The organism is Curtobacterium sp. MCLR17_042 (assembly GCF_003234695.1).
Classification (GTDB): domain Bacteria; phylum Actinomycetota; class Actinomycetes; order Actinomycetales; family Microbacteriaceae; genus Curtobacterium; species Curtobacterium flaccumfaciens.
This window is the reverse complement of the sequence record NZ_QKTD01000002.1, coordinates 1-15,421: the sequence shown is the minus strand read 5'-3', so window position 1 is coordinate 15,421 and position 15,421 is coordinate 1. Positions and strand designations below refer to the sequence as shown.

13 protein-coding genes are annotated in these 15,421 nt (G+C 69.6%); all 13 read left to right on the top strand.

Features of this window, described 5'->3' with window-relative positions; genetic code table 11:
* Positions 1 to 225 precede the first annotated feature (225 nt).
* The 13 genes from otsA (at position 226) to DEJ02_RS02265 (ending at position 14,885) form a co-directional block, all read left to right on the top strand.
* Positions 226 to 1,818, top strand: coding sequence for an alpha,alpha-trehalose-phosphate synthase (UDP-forming) (otsA, locus tag DEJ02_RS02330; RefSeq protein WP_071405817.1), 1,593 nt, complete (start codon positions 226 to 228; stop codon positions 1,816 to 1,818).
* Positions 1,811 to 2,593, top strand: coding sequence for a trehalose-phosphatase (gene otsB / locus DEJ02_RS02325; RefSeq protein WP_111031875.1), 783 nt, complete (start codon positions 1,811 to 1,813; stop codon positions 2,591 to 2,593). The genes otsA and otsB overlap by 8 nt, the downstream gene beginning before the upstream one ends.
* A 70-nt stretch (positions 2,594 to 2,663) precedes the next feature.
* On the top strand, positions 2,664 to 4,358 hold the full coding sequence (gene ilvD, locus DEJ02_RS02320; protein ID WP_111031874.1) for a dihydroxy-acid dehydratase: 1,695 nt from the start codon (positions 2,664 to 2,666) through the stop codon (positions 4,356 to 4,358).
* A 45-nt stretch (positions 4,359 to 4,403) separates the two neighbouring features.
* Positions 4,404 to 6,227, top strand: coding sequence for an acetolactate synthase large subunit (locus DEJ02_RS02315; RefSeq protein WP_111031873.1), 1,824 nt, complete (start codon positions 4,404 to 4,406; stop codon positions 6,225 to 6,227).
* Positions 6,224 to 6,724, top strand: a complete 501-nt coding sequence (ilvN, locus tag DEJ02_RS02310; RefSeq protein ID WP_017888842.1) for an acetolactate synthase small subunit — start codon at positions 6,224 to 6,226, stop codon at positions 6,722 to 6,724. The genes DEJ02_RS02315 and ilvN overlap by 4 nt, the downstream gene beginning before the upstream one ends.
* A gap of 71 nt (positions 6,725 to 6,795) precedes the next feature.
* On the top strand, positions 6,796 to 7,821 hold the full coding sequence (gene ilvC, locus DEJ02_RS02305; RefSeq protein WP_027466530.1) for a ketol-acid reductoisomerase: 1,026 nt from the start codon (positions 6,796 to 6,798) through the stop codon (positions 7,819 to 7,821).
* A 209-nt stretch (positions 7,822 to 8,030) separates the two neighbouring features.
* Positions 8,031 to 9,221, top strand: coding sequence for a mannitol-1-phosphate 5-dehydrogenase (locus tag DEJ02_RS02295; RefSeq protein ID WP_071405813.1), 1,191 nt, complete (start codon positions 8,031 to 8,033; stop codon positions 9,219 to 9,221).
* A 59-nt stretch (positions 9,222 to 9,280) separates the two neighbouring features.
* The gene (locus DEJ02_RS02290; protein ID WP_146249205.1) at positions 9,281 to 9,745 is read left to right on the top strand and encodes a hypothetical protein; all 465 of its coding nucleotides are present in this window, start codon (positions 9,281 to 9,283) and stop codon (positions 9,743 to 9,745) included.
* Positions 9,742 to 10,125 carry a hypothetical protein gene (locus DEJ02_RS02285; RefSeq protein ID WP_111055293.1) on the top strand — a complete coding sequence of 128 codons (384 nt, stop codon included), beginning with the start codon at positions 9,742 to 9,744 and terminating at the stop codon, positions 10,123 to 10,125. Before DEJ02_RS02290 ends, DEJ02_RS02285 begins: the two co-directional genes overlap by 4 nt.
* A gap of 157 nt (positions 10,126 to 10,282) precedes the next feature.
* On the top strand, positions 10,283 to 11,872 hold the full coding sequence (gene serA / locus DEJ02_RS02280; protein WP_056070972.1) for a phosphoglycerate dehydrogenase: 1,590 nt from the start codon (positions 10,283 to 10,285) through the stop codon (positions 11,870 to 11,872).
* A 13-nt stretch (positions 11,873 to 11,885) separates the two neighbouring features.
* Positions 11,886 to 12,959 carry a 3-isopropylmalate dehydrogenase gene (locus tag DEJ02_RS02275; protein ID WP_071405821.1) on the top strand — a complete coding sequence of 358 codons (1,074 nt, stop codon included), beginning with the start codon at positions 11,886 to 11,888 and terminating at the stop codon, positions 12,957 to 12,959.
* A gap of 15 nt (positions 12,960 to 12,974) precedes the next feature.
* Positions 12,975 to 14,084 carry a branched-chain amino acid aminotransferase gene (locus DEJ02_RS02270; protein ID WP_111031870.1) on the top strand — a complete coding sequence of 370 codons (1,110 nt, stop codon included), beginning with the start codon at positions 12,975 to 12,977 and terminating at the stop codon, positions 14,082 to 14,084.
* A gap of 30 nt (positions 14,085 to 14,114) precedes the next feature.
* Positions 14,115 to 14,885, top strand: coding sequence for a fumarylacetoacetate hydrolase family protein (locus DEJ02_RS02265; RefSeq protein ID WP_027466538.1), 771 nt, complete (start codon positions 14,115 to 14,117; stop codon positions 14,883 to 14,885).
* Positions 14,886 to 15,421 lie beyond the last annotated feature (536 nt).

Below are 15,421 nucleotides of genomic sequence, written 5' to 3'. Positions count from 1 at the left end.
GACCGGGAGGCCGGCGCCGCACTCCAGCACCCGTGTCCCCCCGACACGTGCCTGCAGCGTAGCGGACCCGCCGATCCGCCGTGAATACGCTGTCCCCACGCTGGTAACTTCGGCTGCGCACCCGGCGCAGCACGCCGGACCACCCGGCGCACCACGCCGGCCGTCGCACCCGACGCACCCGACGCACCCGGCCCCGGCCGGGCGGAACGGAGATCACACCACCCCATGCCTGCAGACCGCACCGAACAGACCCGCTACTCGTTCGTCGTCGCCTCCAACCGACTCCCGGTGGACCGCGTCGTCGACCAGGACGGCAACGAGGGCTGGCGGCACTCGCCGGGTGGCCTCGTCACCGCCCTCGAACCCGTGATGCGCGCGAACGACGGAGCCTGGGTCGGCTGGGTGGGGCAGGCCGAGGTCGAGGTCGCACCGTTCGACAACGAGGGCATCCACATCGTCCCCGTCCCGCTCTCCGACGACGACGTCGAGGAGTACTACGAGGGCTTCAGCAACGACACGCTCTGGCCGCTGTACCACGACGTCATCGAGCACCCGAGCTACCACCGCGACTGGTGGAACGCGTACAAGCGCGTGAACGAGCGCTTCGCCGCGCAGATCGCCGAGATCGTCGAGCAGGACGGCATCGTCTGGGTGCAGGACTACCAGCTGCAGCTCGTGCCGGCCCTGCTCCGCGCCAAGCGCCCCGACCTGACGATCGGCTTCTTCAACCACATCCCGTTCCCGCCCGTCGGCATCTACGCGCAGCTGCCGTGGCGTGCGCAGATCCTCGACGGGCTGCTCGGCGCCGACGTCATCGGCTTCCAGCGTCACGACGACGCCAGCGACTTCCTCCGAGCGGTCCGGCACATCAAGGGCTACACGACCAAGGGCACCACGATCGACGTCCCGGTGGACGACCCGGCAGCCCCGCGCAGCCGCAAGGGCATCACGGTCCGCCACGTCGAGGCCAGGCACTTCCCGATCTCCATCGACGCCGAGAGCTTCGAGGCGATCGCCCGCAAGCCCGAGGTGCAGGAGCGTGCGCGCGAGATCCGCGAGAGCCTCGGCAACCCGAAGACGGTGCTGCTCGGCGTCGACCGGCTCGACTACACCAAGGGCATCCGCCACCGCATCAAGGCGTTCGGCGAGCTGGTGGAGGACGGCCGCATCGCGGTCGAGGACGCCACCCTGATCCAGGTCGCGAGCCCGAGCCGCGAGCGTGTCGACTCGTACGCTGCGCTCCGTGACGAGATCGAGCTGAGCGTCGGCCGCATCAACGGCGACCTCGGCGTCATCGGCCACCAGCCGATCTCGTACCTGCACCACGGCTACCCGCGCGAGGAGATGGTGGCGCTCTACCTGGCCGCCGACATCATGCTCGTCACCGCACTGCGCGACGGCATGAACCTCGTCGCGAAGGAGTACGTCGCCGCCCGCTTCGACAACGACGGGGTGCTCATCCTGTCCGAGTTCGCCGGTGCCGCCGACGAGCTGAAGCAGGCCGTGATCGTCAACCCGCACGACATCGGGGCGCTGAAGGACTCGATCGAACGCGCGATCCAGATGCCGCGTCGCGAGCGGTCGACGCGCATGCGCGCGCTCCGCAAGCGCGTCCGCGACAACGACGTGGCGCGCTGGTCGCGCTCGTTCCTCGAGGCGCTCGACCGGCACGCGCCGCGGAACGCCCAGATCGATCCGTCCGCCGCCGACCCGCGCGAGCAGCACCGCGAGGCGCAGACCGACAACATGTCGATCTTCGACCAGGACGCCCAGTCCGCGAGGGCTGCCGAGGACACCCGGGAGGCACGTGATGACTGAGACCACCACCGACCAGTCCGCCATCGACGCGGCCCTCGAGACGCTCGCGGCTGCGCCGCGACTGATCGTCGCCCTCGACTTCGACGGCACGCTGGCCCCCTTCGCCGACGACCCCTCGCAGGTCGGGGCGCTGCCCGGGTCGTGGGCCGCGGTCCTGACCCTGCACCGTGCGAAGGACACCGAGGTGGTGCTCGTGTCCGGGCGCCCCCTCGGCAGCCTGGCCGCGGTGACCCACGCACCCGAGGACATGGCGCTCGTCGGCTCGCACGGCGTCGAGTGGCGCGTGGACGGCCACGACGAGGCCGCGCTCAGTGACGACGAGGTCGAGCGTGTGGCACGGATCGGTGCGGCGCTCGACGCGGTCGGCGAACGGTTCCCGGGTGTCGTCATCGAGCACAAGCCCGCCGGGCACGGGGTGCACACGCGCCGTGTCTCCGCCGAGGTCGCGGCCGAGGCGAACGCGGCGGCGAGCCGCGCGGCACACGAGGCCGACCCCGAGGTGCTCGAGCGCGGTGGCAAGGACATCGTCGAGTTCGCGGTGCGCCACGTCACGAAGGGCGACGCGATCGCCCGGCTCCGCGAGCTGCACGGTGCCGACGCGGTGTTCTTCGCCGGCGACGACGTCACCGACGAGGACGCCTTCCGCGTGCTCGGCGACGGCGACGTCGGGGTGAAGGTGGGGCCGGGGGAGACCCGGGCCGGGTACCGCATCGCCGACCCGGCGGCCCTGACCGGGGTCCTGAAGCAGCTGGCGAGGCTCCGAGCCACCCGCTGATCGCGGCCCCGGAGCATGAGAATGCACGGGGGTGCACGGCTGGTATCCCAAAGCGTCCTAGACTCATCCCATGCCTGATATCGACGTCAAGCCGCGCAGCCGGGTCGTCACCGACGGGATCGAAGCAACCACCTCGCGTGGCATGCTGCGGGCCGTCGGTATGGGAGACGAGGACTGGAGCAAGCCGCAGATCGGCATCGCGTCCTCGTGGAACGAGATCACGCCGTGCAACCTGTCGCTCGACCGCCTCGCACAGGGTGCGAAGGAGGGCGTGCACTCTGGTGGCGGGTACCCGCTGCAGTTCGGCACCATCTCCGTCTCGGACGGCATCTCGATGGGCCACGAGGGCATGCACTTCTCCCTCGTCTCGCGTGAGGTCATCGCGGACAGCGTCGAGACCGTCGTCAACGCCGAACGCCTCGACGGCACCGTCCTGCTCGCCGGCTGCGACAAGTCGCTCCCCGGCATGCTGATGGCCGCCGCGCGCCTCGACCTGGCGAGCGTGTTCCTCTACGCCGGTTCGGTCATGCCGGGCTACGTGAAGCAGGCCGACGGCACGATGAAGGAAGTCACGATCATCGACTCCTTCGAGGGCGTCGGTGCCTGCAAGGCCGGCACCATGAGCGAGGAAGAGCTCAAGAAGATCGAGTGCGCCATCGTCCCGGGCGAGGGCGCCTGCGGTGGCATGTACACGGCGAACACGATGGCCTCGGTCGCCGAGGCCCTCGGCATGTCGCTGCCGGGCTCCGCCGCCCCGCCGAGCGCCGACCGTCGCCGTGACTACTACGCGCACCGCTCCGGCGAGGCCGTGGTGAACATGCTCGAGCACGGCATCACCGCCCGCCAGATCCTCACCAAGGAAGCCTTCGAGAACGCGATCGCCGTCGCGATGGCCCTCGGCGGCTCGACCAACGTCATCCTGCACCTGCTCGCGATCGCCTACGAGGCCGAGGTCGAGCTGTCGCTGGATGACTTCAACCGCATCGGTTCGAAGGTCCCGCACCTGGCCGACATGAAGCCGTTCGGCAAGTACGTCATGGTCGACGTCGACCGCAACGGCGGCATCCCCGTGATCATGAAGGCGCTGCTCGACGCGGGCCTGCTGCACGGCGAGTGCATGACGGTGACGGGCAAGACCGTCGCCGAGAACCTGGCCGAGATCGACCCGCCGGCACTCGACGGCGAGGTCTTCCGCACGCTCGACAACCCGATCCACGAGACCGGTGGCCTCACCGTCCTGCAGGGCTCCTTCGCTCCCGAGGGTGCCGTGGTGAAGACCGCGGGCTTCGACGCCTCCGTCTTCGAGGGCCCCGCCCGCGTGTTCGACCGCGAACGCGCGGCGATGGACGCCCTGACCGAGGGCGGGATCGAGAAGGGCGACGTCGTCGTCATCCGCTACGAGGGCCCCAAGGGCGGCCCGGGCATGCGCGAGATGCTCGCCATCACCGCGGCCATCAAGGGCGCGGGCCTCGGCAAGGATGTACTACTCTTGACCGACGGTCGATTCTCAGGCGGCACAACCGGCCTGTGCATCGGCCACATCGCACCGGAAGCAGTGGACGCAGGTCCAGTCGCTTTCGTTCGTGATGGCGACCGCATCCGTGTCGACATCGCGGCTCGCTCGCTCGACCTACTGGTCGACCCGGCCGAGCTGGAGGCCCGCCGTGACGGCTGGGCCCCGCTGCCCCCGCGCTACACCCGCGGAGTCCTCGCGAAGTACGCCAAGCTCGTGAAGTCCGCCGCCCAGGGCGCGGTCACGGGCTAGCGTCCGACACCCGCACCACCGCCACCACTCAGGCAAGGACCACTCATGCCCACGGAAGCAACTCCGTTGTCCGCGGCCGCCGGTGCACGCCGGTCGCCGGAGATCCTGACCGGCTCGGGAGCCGTCCTCCGGACGCTCGAGCACCTCGGGATCACCGACGTCTTCGGCCTGCCCGGCGGCGCGATCATCCCGTTCTACGACGAGCTGATGGCGTCGACCACGATCCGCCACATCCTCGTCCGTCACGAGCAGGGCGCCGGCCACGCCGCCGAGGGCTACGCCTCGTCGTCGGGCAAGGTCGGCGTCGCCATCGCGACGTCCGGCCCCGGCGCGACGAACCTCGTCACGGCCATCGCCGACGCCTACATGGACTCGGTGCCGTTCATCGCGATCACCGGCCAGGTGTTCTCGACGCTGATGGGCACCGACGCGTTCCAGGAAGCCGACATCGTCGGCATCACGATGCCCATCACGAAGCACTCGTTCCTGGTCACCGACCCGGCCGACGTGCCGGCGACCCTCGCCGCGGCGCACCTCATCGCGACGACCGGTCGGCCCGGCCCCGTGCTGGTCGACATCACGAAGGACGCCCAGCAGAAGTCGGCGCCCTACATGTGGCCGCCCAAGATCGACCTGCCCGGCTACCGCCCGGTGACCAAGGCGCACGGCAAGCAGATCACCGCGGCGGCGCAGCTGCTGTCCGAGGCGAAGCGTCCGGTGCTCTACGTCGGCGGCGGCGTCATCCGCTCCCGCGCGACCGCCGAGCTGCTCCGCTTCGCCGAGGCGACCGGTGCGCCGGTCGTCACGACCCTGATGGCGCGCGGCGCGTTCCCGGACTCGCACCCGCAGCACCTCGGCATGCCCGGCATGCACGGCACGGTGCCCGCGGTGCTCGGCCTGCAGGACAGCGACCTCATCGTCGCCCTCGGTGCCCGCTTCGACGACCGCGTGACCGGCAAGGCGGACGAGTTCGCCCCGGACGCCAAGGTCGTGCACGTCGACATCGACCCTGCAGAGATCTCGAAGATCCGCTTCGCCGACGTCCCGATCGTCGGTGACGCCCGCGAGGTCCTGGTCGACCTGCTCGACGCCTGGGGCGGCATCGCCGTCGAGGACCGCGCGTCGACCGACGAGTGGTGGGCGAAGCTCCACCAGCTCAAGACCGACTTCCCGCTCGGGTACGCCGAGCCGACCGACGGGCTCCTCGCGCCGCAGGGCATCATCAAGCGCATCGGTGAGCTCTCCGGTCCCGAGGCCGTCTACGCCTCCGGTGTCGGGCAGCACCAGATGTGGTCCGCGCAGTTCATCAAGTACGAGCGGCCCAACGCCTGGCTCAACTCCGGTGGCGCCGGCACCATGGGCTACTCGGTCCCCGCGGCGATGGGCGCGAAGGTCGCCCAGCCGGACCGTGTGGTCTGGGCGATCGACGGCGACGGCTGCTTCCAGATGACGAACCAGGAACTCGCGACCTGCGTCATCAACGACATCCCGATCAAGGTCGCGATCATCAACAACTCGTCGCTAGGCATGGTCCGGCAGTGGCAGACGCTGTTCTACGACGGCCGGCACTCCTTCACCGACCTCGAGACGGGGCACGCCTCGCGCCGCGTCCCGGACTTCGTGAAGCTGGCCGACGCCTACGGTGCCCTCGGCATCCGGGTCGAGAAGGCCGACGAGGTCGACGCCGCGATCGAGCTCGCCCTCGCGACCAACGACCGCCCGGTGGTGATCGACTTCGTCGTGAGCCGTGACTCGATGGTCTGGCCGATGGTCCCGCAGGGCGTCAGCAACTCGTCCATCGAGTACGCCCAGGCACTCGCGCCCACCTGGGACGACGAGGACGCCGACATGACGGGAGAAACCGCATGAGCCACGTCCTCTCCCTCCTCGTGGAGGACAAGCCCGGTCTGCTGACCCGTGTCGCCGGACTCTTCGCCCGTCGCGGCTTCAACATCGAGTCGCTCGCCGTCGGCAACACCGAGGTGGACGGCCTCAGCCGGATCACGGTCGTCGTCGACGTCGAGGACCTCCCGCTGGAACAGGTGACGAAGCAGCTCAACAAGCTGGTGAACGTCATCAAGATCGTCGAACTGGACTTCTCGCAGTCGGTCCAGCGCGAGCACATGCTCGTGAAGGTGCGCGTCGACAACCAGACGCGCTCGGCGGTGCTCGAAGCAGTGAACCTGTTCCGTGCCCAGGTCGTCGACGTGGCGACCGACTCCCTGATCGTCGAGGTGACCGGCGACCCCGGCAAGATCCAGGCGATCCTCCGCGTGCTCGAGCCCTACGGCGTCAAGGAGCTCGCCCGCGCGGGCCTCCTCGGCATGGGCCGCGGACCGAAGAGCATCACCGACCGGGTGCGCTGAGCGCCCGTCACACCCTTCCCGGGCGCCGATGGTGCCCGGCACCGACCACAGAACCAAGGAGACACACCCTCGTGACTGACATCGTGTACGACGCCGACGCCGACCTGACGCTCATCCAGGGCAAGAAGGTCGCCGTCATCGGCTACGGCTCGCAGGGCCACGCCCACGCCCTCAACCTCCGTGACTCGGGTGTCGAGGTGAAGATCGGCCTGCAGGAGGGCTCGAAGAGCCGGCAGAAGGCCGAAGAGGCGGGCTTCGAGGTCCACACCCCGGGCGACGCCACCGCCTGGGCCGACGTCGTCGTCATCCTCGCGCCGGACCAGGTCCAGCGCATCGTCTACGCCGAGGACATCCGCCCGAACCTCAAGCCGGGCGCGACGCTCGTCTTCGGCCACGGCTTCAACATCCGCTTCGGCTACATCGAGGCGCCCGAGGGTGTCGACGTGTCGCTCGTCGCGCCGAAGGGCCCGGGCCACACCGTCCGTCGCGAGTACGAGGCCGGCCGTGGCGTCCCCGTGATCGTCGCCGTCGAGGTCGACGCGTCCGGTTCCGCCTGGGACCTCGCGTGGTCGTACTCCAAGGCGATCGGTGGCCTCCGCTCCGGTGGCATCAAGACGACCTTCACCGAGGAGACCGAGACCGACCTGTTCGGCGAGCAGGCCGTCCTCTGCGGTGGCACCTCGCAGCTCATCCAGTACGGCTTCGAGACCCTGGTCGAGGCGGGCTACCAGCCGCAGATCGCCTACTTCGAGGTCCTGCACGAGCTCAAGCTCATCGTCGACCTGATCTGGGAGGGCGGCCTCACCAAGCAGCGCTGGTCGATCTCCGACACGGCCGAGTTCGGTGACTACGTCTCCGGCCCGCGCGTGATCTCGCCGGACGTCAAGGAGAACATGAAGGCGGTGCTCGCGGACATCCAGAACGGTGCCTTCGCGAAGCGCTTCATCGAGGACCAGGACGCCGGCGCTCCGGAGTTCAAGGCGCTCCGTGCCAAGGGCGAGGGCCACCCGATCGAGGCCACCGGCCGTGAGCTCCGCGCGCTCTTCGCGTGGAAGCAGAACGACGGCGACTACGTGGACGGCTCGGCCGCGCGGTAGTCTTCCGAGAACCACTCGACGTCGAGGCGGCGGTGCACCTGCACCGCCGCCTCGCGATGTGACCCGAACGTTATGCAGCAGCTCTTCTCCAGCCCCGACGCCGCGGACCGGCGTCCCTCCGCCGTGCGCGCGCACGATTCCCGACACCCGTCGGCCGTGGTGCGCACCCGCGGTCAGGACCGCTCCGACCAGCATGGGATGATCGTCGGATGGCGGTGACGAAGCGAGCGGTCCACATCGGCGCCGGCAAGATCGGGCGCGGGTTCGTGGGCCAGTTCCTCGTGGCGAGCGGCTACGAGCTCACCTTCGTCGACGTCGACGAACGCGTGGTCTCGGCCCTGAACGAAGCCGGCCGGTTCGTGGTGCACGAGGTCGGCGAGATGCCGGTCGAGCACCTCGTCTACGGGTTCCGGGCGCTCAGCAGCAAGACCGACCGCGAGCGTGTGGTGCAGGCCATCGCCGAGGCCGACGTGGTGACCACCGCCGTGGGCGCACGCACACTCCCGCTCGTCGCGCCGCTCATCGCCGAGGGCCTCGCGGCACGCCCGCTCGAGCGCGGCGACGTCACGATCGTCGCCTGCGAGAACGCGTTCAACGCGACCGACTCGCTGCACGCCAGCATCCGCCGCGCCCCGATCCTCGAAGACCGCGACATCGCCGCCGTCTTCGCGAACTGCGCGATCGACCGCATCGTCCCGGACCAGTCCGGGGTGCTCGGTCAGTCCGGCGGCCTCGACGTCGTGCTCGAACCGTTCTACGAGTGGGTCATCGAGCGCACCCCGTTCCTGGGCTCCGACGCCGAACCGCCGACGATCGAGGGCGTCACCTGGGTCGACGACCTGCAGCCGTTCGTCGAGCGCAAGCTCTACACGGTCAACACGGCGCACGCCACCGCCGCCTACCACGGCTACGTGCGGGGCATCCGGCTCATCCGCGAAGCACTCGAGGACGACGCCGTCCGCGCCGAGGTCGACGGGGTGCTCGCCGAGACCACCGCACTGCTGATCGCGAAGCACGGCTTCGACCCCGAGGACCACGCGCGCTACGTCGCCGCGAACCTCTCCCGCATCGCGAACCCGCACCTGCCGGACTCCACCGCGCGCGTCGGCCGCAACCCGCTCCGCAAGCTCGGCCGTCGTGAACGCTTCGTCGGCCCGGCGTCGCAGCTCGCCGAGCGCGGCCTGCCCGTCGAGCACCTGCTGGGTGCCGTCCGCGTGGCGCTCGCGTTCGACGACGAGAACGACCCGGAGTCGATCGAGCTGCACGCACTCCTGCGTTCCGGGGCGACCGCGCACGCGCTGACCGAGATCCTCACGGGCCTGATGGAGAGCCACCCGCTCTTCCCTGCCGTCCGCGACGTCGTCGCCGAGGTCCTCGCGACGCAGCCGGCCGACGTCTGACGTCGGCCTCCCGGCCGTCGCTGGTCCTCCCGGTGTCGTGTCCCTCGTAGAATCGGGGCATGACCACGGCAGCATCCCCACCAGACGGGTCGATCGACCCGGACGTGCCGAACGCCGTCGACACCGACGACGCCGCCCTCAGCTGGGGTGACGCCGACGACGCCACCCACGTCGACGCGGCGCACAACCCGGTGGCGGTGCGCGAGCGCGGCGAGCGGGACCCCGAGGCGCCCGAGACCTCCGGCGCGCTCGTCGGGTTCGGCGTCTTCGGGGGCCTCTACCTCCTCTACACGGTGGCCTGGCTCCTCACCGCGTCGACCGCGTACGTCTCCGGCGTCGACACGGTCCTCACGCTCTTCGTCGAGGTGCTCCGCTTCCTCGCGATCCTCGCGCCGGCACTCTGGTTCACGGTGGTGCTCTGGGCAGCGCGCAGCAGCCGCACGCGGACCCGCCTGTTCTGGATGCTCCTCGGCGCCGTCGTGCTCTTCCCCTGGCCGTTCCTCCTGACGCGGAGCTTCGGGTGACCGGGGCAGTGCCGGCGACGACCCGCCGGAACAGTGCCCCCGTGGTCGCGAAGATCGTGGTCTGGGTCGTGTTCGCGGCGCTGTTCGCGTACATGACGGTGCAGGCCGTCGGCAACCTGACGCAGATCAACCAGCGGGTGGACGCCTTCAACGCGTTCCTCCAGACGACCTCGGGCGGCGACTCGCTGCAGACCAGCACCCCGTGGCTGTGGCTCGTGCTCGACATCCTCATCGCGCCGGTCGCGTTCGTCGCGGCGATCGTCATCACCCGGCGTTCGAGCCTGCCCGTCACGATCGCGGTGTTCGTGGTCGCCTTCGCGGGTGCCGGCGCCCTCTGGCTCGACCTCCAGCTGTTCGTCCCGACGCTGCTGGACTTCTGACGCGACCCGCCGACGGCCAGGAGGCGCGGTGCGGCCCCGCCCCGCCCCTCCTGGTCGTCGTGTGGTTCTCCACAGGACCGCTCCCGCGGTCGTAACCACCGGCCCGCGTCGATAGCATGGTGGGATACCAACCGTCTCGAGTGAGGAAACAGCTGCTGTGTCGAAGCCGGTCGTCCTGATCGCCGAAGAACTCTCGCCCGCAACGGTCGACGCCCTCGGGCCCGACTTCGAGATCCGGAACGTGGACGGCACCGACCGTCCGGCGCTCCTGGCGGCGCTGTCCGACGCGCACGCCGTCCTCGTGCGGTCCGCCACCAAGATCGACGCCGAGGCGATCGCCGCGGCACCGGTCCTCAAGGTCGTCGCCCGTGCCGGCGTCGGCCTCGACAACGTCGACATCAAGGCCGCGACGACCGCCGGCGTGATGGTGGTGAACGCCCCGACCTCGAACATCATCTCGGCGGCGGAGCTCACGGTCGGGCACATCCTGTCGCTCGCGCGGCACATCCCGGCCGCCCACGCCTCGCTGGCCGCCGGTGCGTGGAAGCGCTCGTCGTACACCGGTGTCGAGCTCTACGAGAAGACCGTCGGCATCATCGGCCTCGGCCGCATCGGCGCGCTCATCACCCAGCGGCTGCAGGCCTTCGGCGTGACGGTCATCGCGTACGACCCGTACGTCACCACGGCACGTGCGCAGCAGCTCGGGGTCGAGCTCGTCTCCCTCGACGACCTGCTGCGCCGGGCGGACTTCACCACGATCCACATGCCCAGGACGCCGGAGACCCTCGGCATGATCTCGGACGCCCAGTTCGCCCTGATGAAGCCGACCGCGTTCGTCGTGAACGTGGCCCGCGGAGGCCTGATCGACGAGGACGCCCTGCACCGGGCCCTCACGTCGAACACCATCGCCGGCGCCGGCCTCGACGTCTTCGTCGCCGAGCCCCCGAAGGACTCGCCGCTCCTGGCGCTCCCGAACGTCGTCGTGACGCCGCACCTCGGCGCCTCCACCGACGAAGCGCAGGAGAAAGCAGGCGTCTCGGTCGCCAAGTCGGTCCGTCTCGCCCTCGGCGGCGAGCTCGTGCCCGACGCGGTCAACGTCGCCGGCGGGGTCATCGACCCGTACGTGCGCCCCGGCATCCCGCTCGTCGAGAAGCTCGGCCAGGTCTTCACCGCCCTCGCGACCTCGCCGGTCACGAGCATCGACGTCGAGGTGCACGGCGAACTCGCCGAGTACGACGTCAGCGTGCTGAAGCTCGCGGCGCTCAAGGGCGTCTTCACCGACGTCGTCAGCGACCAGGTCTCCTACGTCAACGCTCCGCTCATCGCCGAGCAGCGCGGGGTCACCGTCCGCCTCATCACCGAGACCGACAGCCCCGAGTACCGCAACGTGCTGACGATCCGCGGCGCCCAGTCCGATGGCCCGGCGATCAGCGTCTCCGGCACGCTCACCGGCCCGAAGCAGGTCGAGAAGCTCGTCGAGATCAACGGGCACGACGTCGAGGTGCCGCTCGACCGGCACCACGTCGTCATGGAGTACACCGACCGTCCGGGCATCGTCGCGGTCTACGGCAAGGAGTTCGGCCAGGCCGGCATCAACATCGCCGCGATGCAGATCTCGCGCGAAGCCGCCGGTGGCCAGGCGCTGAGCGTCCTGACGGTCGACTCGCCCGTGCCGGCCGAGATCCTCGAGCACGTCCGCTCGGCGATCGACGCGTCCTCGCTCCGCGAGATCGACATCACGCTCTAGGGGAGTGGCGGACATGAGCAGCGCGCAGACGATCCGACTCGCGGTCATCCGTGGTGACGGCATCGGCCCCGAGGTCGTCGACGAGGCCCTGAAGGTCCTGCACGCGGTCCTGCCGGACGACCTCGTGGTGCAGGAGACCCCGTTCTCCCTCGGCGCCGCACGGTACCTGGAGACCGGCGACATCCTGACCGACGACGACATGGCAGCGATCGCGCAGCACGACGCGATCCTGCTCGGAGCGGTCGGCGGTGACCCGCGTGACCCGCGGCTCGCCGGGGGCATCATCGAGCGTGGGCTGCTCCTCAAGCTCCGCTTCGCGTTCGACCACTACGTGAACCTCCGGCCGACGACGGTGCACCCGGCCGTCCCGACGCCGCTCGCCGACCCCGGCGAGGTCGACTTCGTGGTCGTGCGCGAAGGGACCGAGGGGCCCTACGTCGGCAACGGCGGCGCCATCCGGACCGGTACCCCGCACGAGATCGCGACCGAGGTCTCGTTGAACACCGCCTTCGGTGTCGAACGGGTCGTGCGGTACGCCTTCGCGCTGGCGGACCGACGCCCGCGTCGGCACCTGACCCTCGTGCACAAGAGCAACGTCCTGGTGCACGCCGGAGCCCTCTGGCAGCGCACCGTCGCGGCCGTCGGCGCCGAGTACCCGGACGTCACGGTCGACTACCAGCACGTGGACGCGGTCACCATCCACATGGTCCGCGACCCCGCACGGTTCGACGTCATCGTCACCGACAACCTGTTCGGCGACATCATCACCGACCTGGCCGGCGCGATCAGCGGCGGCATCGGTCTGGCGGCCTCGGGCAACATCAACCCGGACGGCACCTTCCCCAGCATGTTCGAGCCGGTCCACGGTTCCGCGCCGGACATCGCAGGTCAGCAGCTGGCCGACCCCACCGCCGCGATCCGTTCCGTCGCCCTGTTGCTCGACCACCTCGGTCGCGGTGACCTGGCGGCCGCGGTGACGGCTGCGGTGGAGTCCGACCTCGCCGACCGGGGCACCACGCCGCGTCGCACGGCCGAGATCGGCGACGCGATCGCCGCCGCGGCCACGGCACGCACCACCACCGCCTGAGAAGGAGTCCTCCCAATGAGCACCGACACCGCCTTCGGACTCGAGTTCGCCAGCATCCCGTCCGCCGACCGCCGCGCGGCCGCCGAGCGTGAGCAGATCCTCGCCGACCCGGGCTTCGGCAAGCACTTCACCGACCACATGGCGACGGTCGAGTGGACGCTCGACGACGGCTGGCACAGTGCGTCGATCCACCCGTACGGGCCGCTGTCCCTCGACCCGAGCGCGAGCGTCCTGCACTACGCCCAGGAGATCTTCGAGGGGCTCAAGGCCTACCGGCACGCGGACGGCTCGGTGTGGTCGTTCCGGCCGGACGCCAACGCCCGACGCTTCCAGCGGTCCGCCCGACGCCTGGCGCTGCCGGAGCTCCCGGTCGAGGCCTTCGTCGAGTCGATCCGGCAGCTCGTGCAGACCGACGTCGACTGGGTGCCCTCGGCGCCCGAGACGAGCCTGTACCTGCGGCCGTTCATGATCGCGACGGAGTCGTTCCTCGGGGTGCGCGCGGCACAGGCCGTCGCGTACCACTGCATCGCGAGCCCGGCCGGTGCGTACTTCACCTCGGGCCCGAAGCCGGTGTCGATCTGGCTGTCGACGCAGTACGCGCGCGCCGGCAAGGGCGGGACCGGTGCGGCGAAGACCGGCGGCAACTACGCCTCGTCGCTGCTGCCCCAGCAAGAGGCCTACGAGCACGGCTGCCAGCAGGTGATGTTCCTCGACTCGGTGGAGGGCAAGTACCTCGAAGAGCTCGGTGGGATGAACGTCGTCCTGGTCAAGTCCGACGGCACCCTCGTCACGCCCGACTCCGAGTCCATCCTCGAGGGGATCACGCGTGACTCGATCCTGCAGTTGGCCGAGGACCGCGGCCTGACCGTCGAGAAGCGCCGCGTCACACTCGACGAGTGGCGCGACGGCGTCGCCGACGGTTCGATCACCGAGGCGTTCGCGTGCGGGACCGCCGCCGTCGTGACCCCGATCGCCGAACTCCGGGGTGACGGCTTCACGATCGGTTCGCCGACCGTGGGGGCCGGGGAACTCACGATGTCCCTGCGCGATGAACTCACCGACATCCAGTACGGCCGTCGTCCCGACCCGCACGGGTGGATGACCAAGCTGACCGACGCGTCCTGATCGACCGGCGGGCGTGGGTAGGGTCGAACGGTGAAGATCGCACGGTTCAGCAGCAAGGGTGAAGACCCCCGGTACGGCATCCTCGACGAGCGCGCTCTGGTGGTGCTCGCGGGAGACCCGATGTACCAGGGGTTCGAGACCACGGGGGAGCGCGTGGCACTCGCCGACGCCAAGCTCCTCGCCCCCGTCATCCCGCGGTCGAAGGTCATCGGCGTCGGGCTCAACTACTCGGAGCACGCCTCCGAGATGGACGAGCGTGCCGGCGACGACCCGGTGGTGTTCCTCAAGCCGAACACCTCGGTGATCGGTCCGGACGAACCCATCCGCCTCCCGGCCGACATCGGACGCGTCGACCACGAGGGCGAACTCGCCATCGTGATCGGCTCGCTCGCGAAGAACGTCCGGCGCGAGGACTTCGCGAGCGTGATCCTCGGCTACACGATCGCCAACGACGTGACCGCCCGCGACCTGCAGGCTCGCGACGGTCAGTGGACCCGGGCAAAGGGCTTCGACACCTTCTGCCCGCTCGGCCCGGTGATCGAGACCGAGATCGACCCGTCGGACATCCGTATCGAGACCCGCGTCGACGGTGACCTCCGGCAGGCGGCCTCGACGAACGAGATGGTGCACGACATCCCGTCGCTCGTCGAGTTCGTGTCCTCGATCTGGACCCTCCTGCCCGGTGACGTCATCCTGACCGGGACTCCGGCCGGTGTCGGGCAGATCCGCGACGGCGAGATCGTCGAGGTCACCATCTCCGGCATCGGTTCGCTCAAGAACCCGGTCATCGCGCGGCACTGACAGCGCTCCCGAACGGCCCGTTCCCCCAGGTGGGGAGCGGGCCGTTCGTCGTTGCCTGGGGAGTGCCCAACCGCGGCGCAGAGGGCGACACGCCCGGGATGTGGGCCGGCTTGGCGCTGCCGTTCACCTCTGCGTAAAGTAATCACTCGTTGCCGCTGAGGCGGAGAACGGAACGGCCGAGACGATCACCGGGTTGAACACCTGGAGATGCAGTCCGGACGGGGTCCCGCTCAGGCAACCAACTCCTCGGAAACATGACCTCTGGTCGTGCGCCCAGGATGTTGTACAAGACGAATGCCTCTCTGGCGGAACCTGTGATGGGTCGAGCGGGGAGTGCGTCTGGTCCTTGAGAACTCAACAGCGTGCACATTGTCAATGCCAATTTATTGATTGACCTCGTGCCTGGTCGGCTTGCTGACTGGGTTATGAAGCAATTCCTTTTGGATTGAAGATTGTCAGTAGACAGTCAACAGTCAGAATCAACTCGGTCTGATGCCTTCGGGTGTTGGGTCTGTATTTTTTTACGGAGAGTTTGA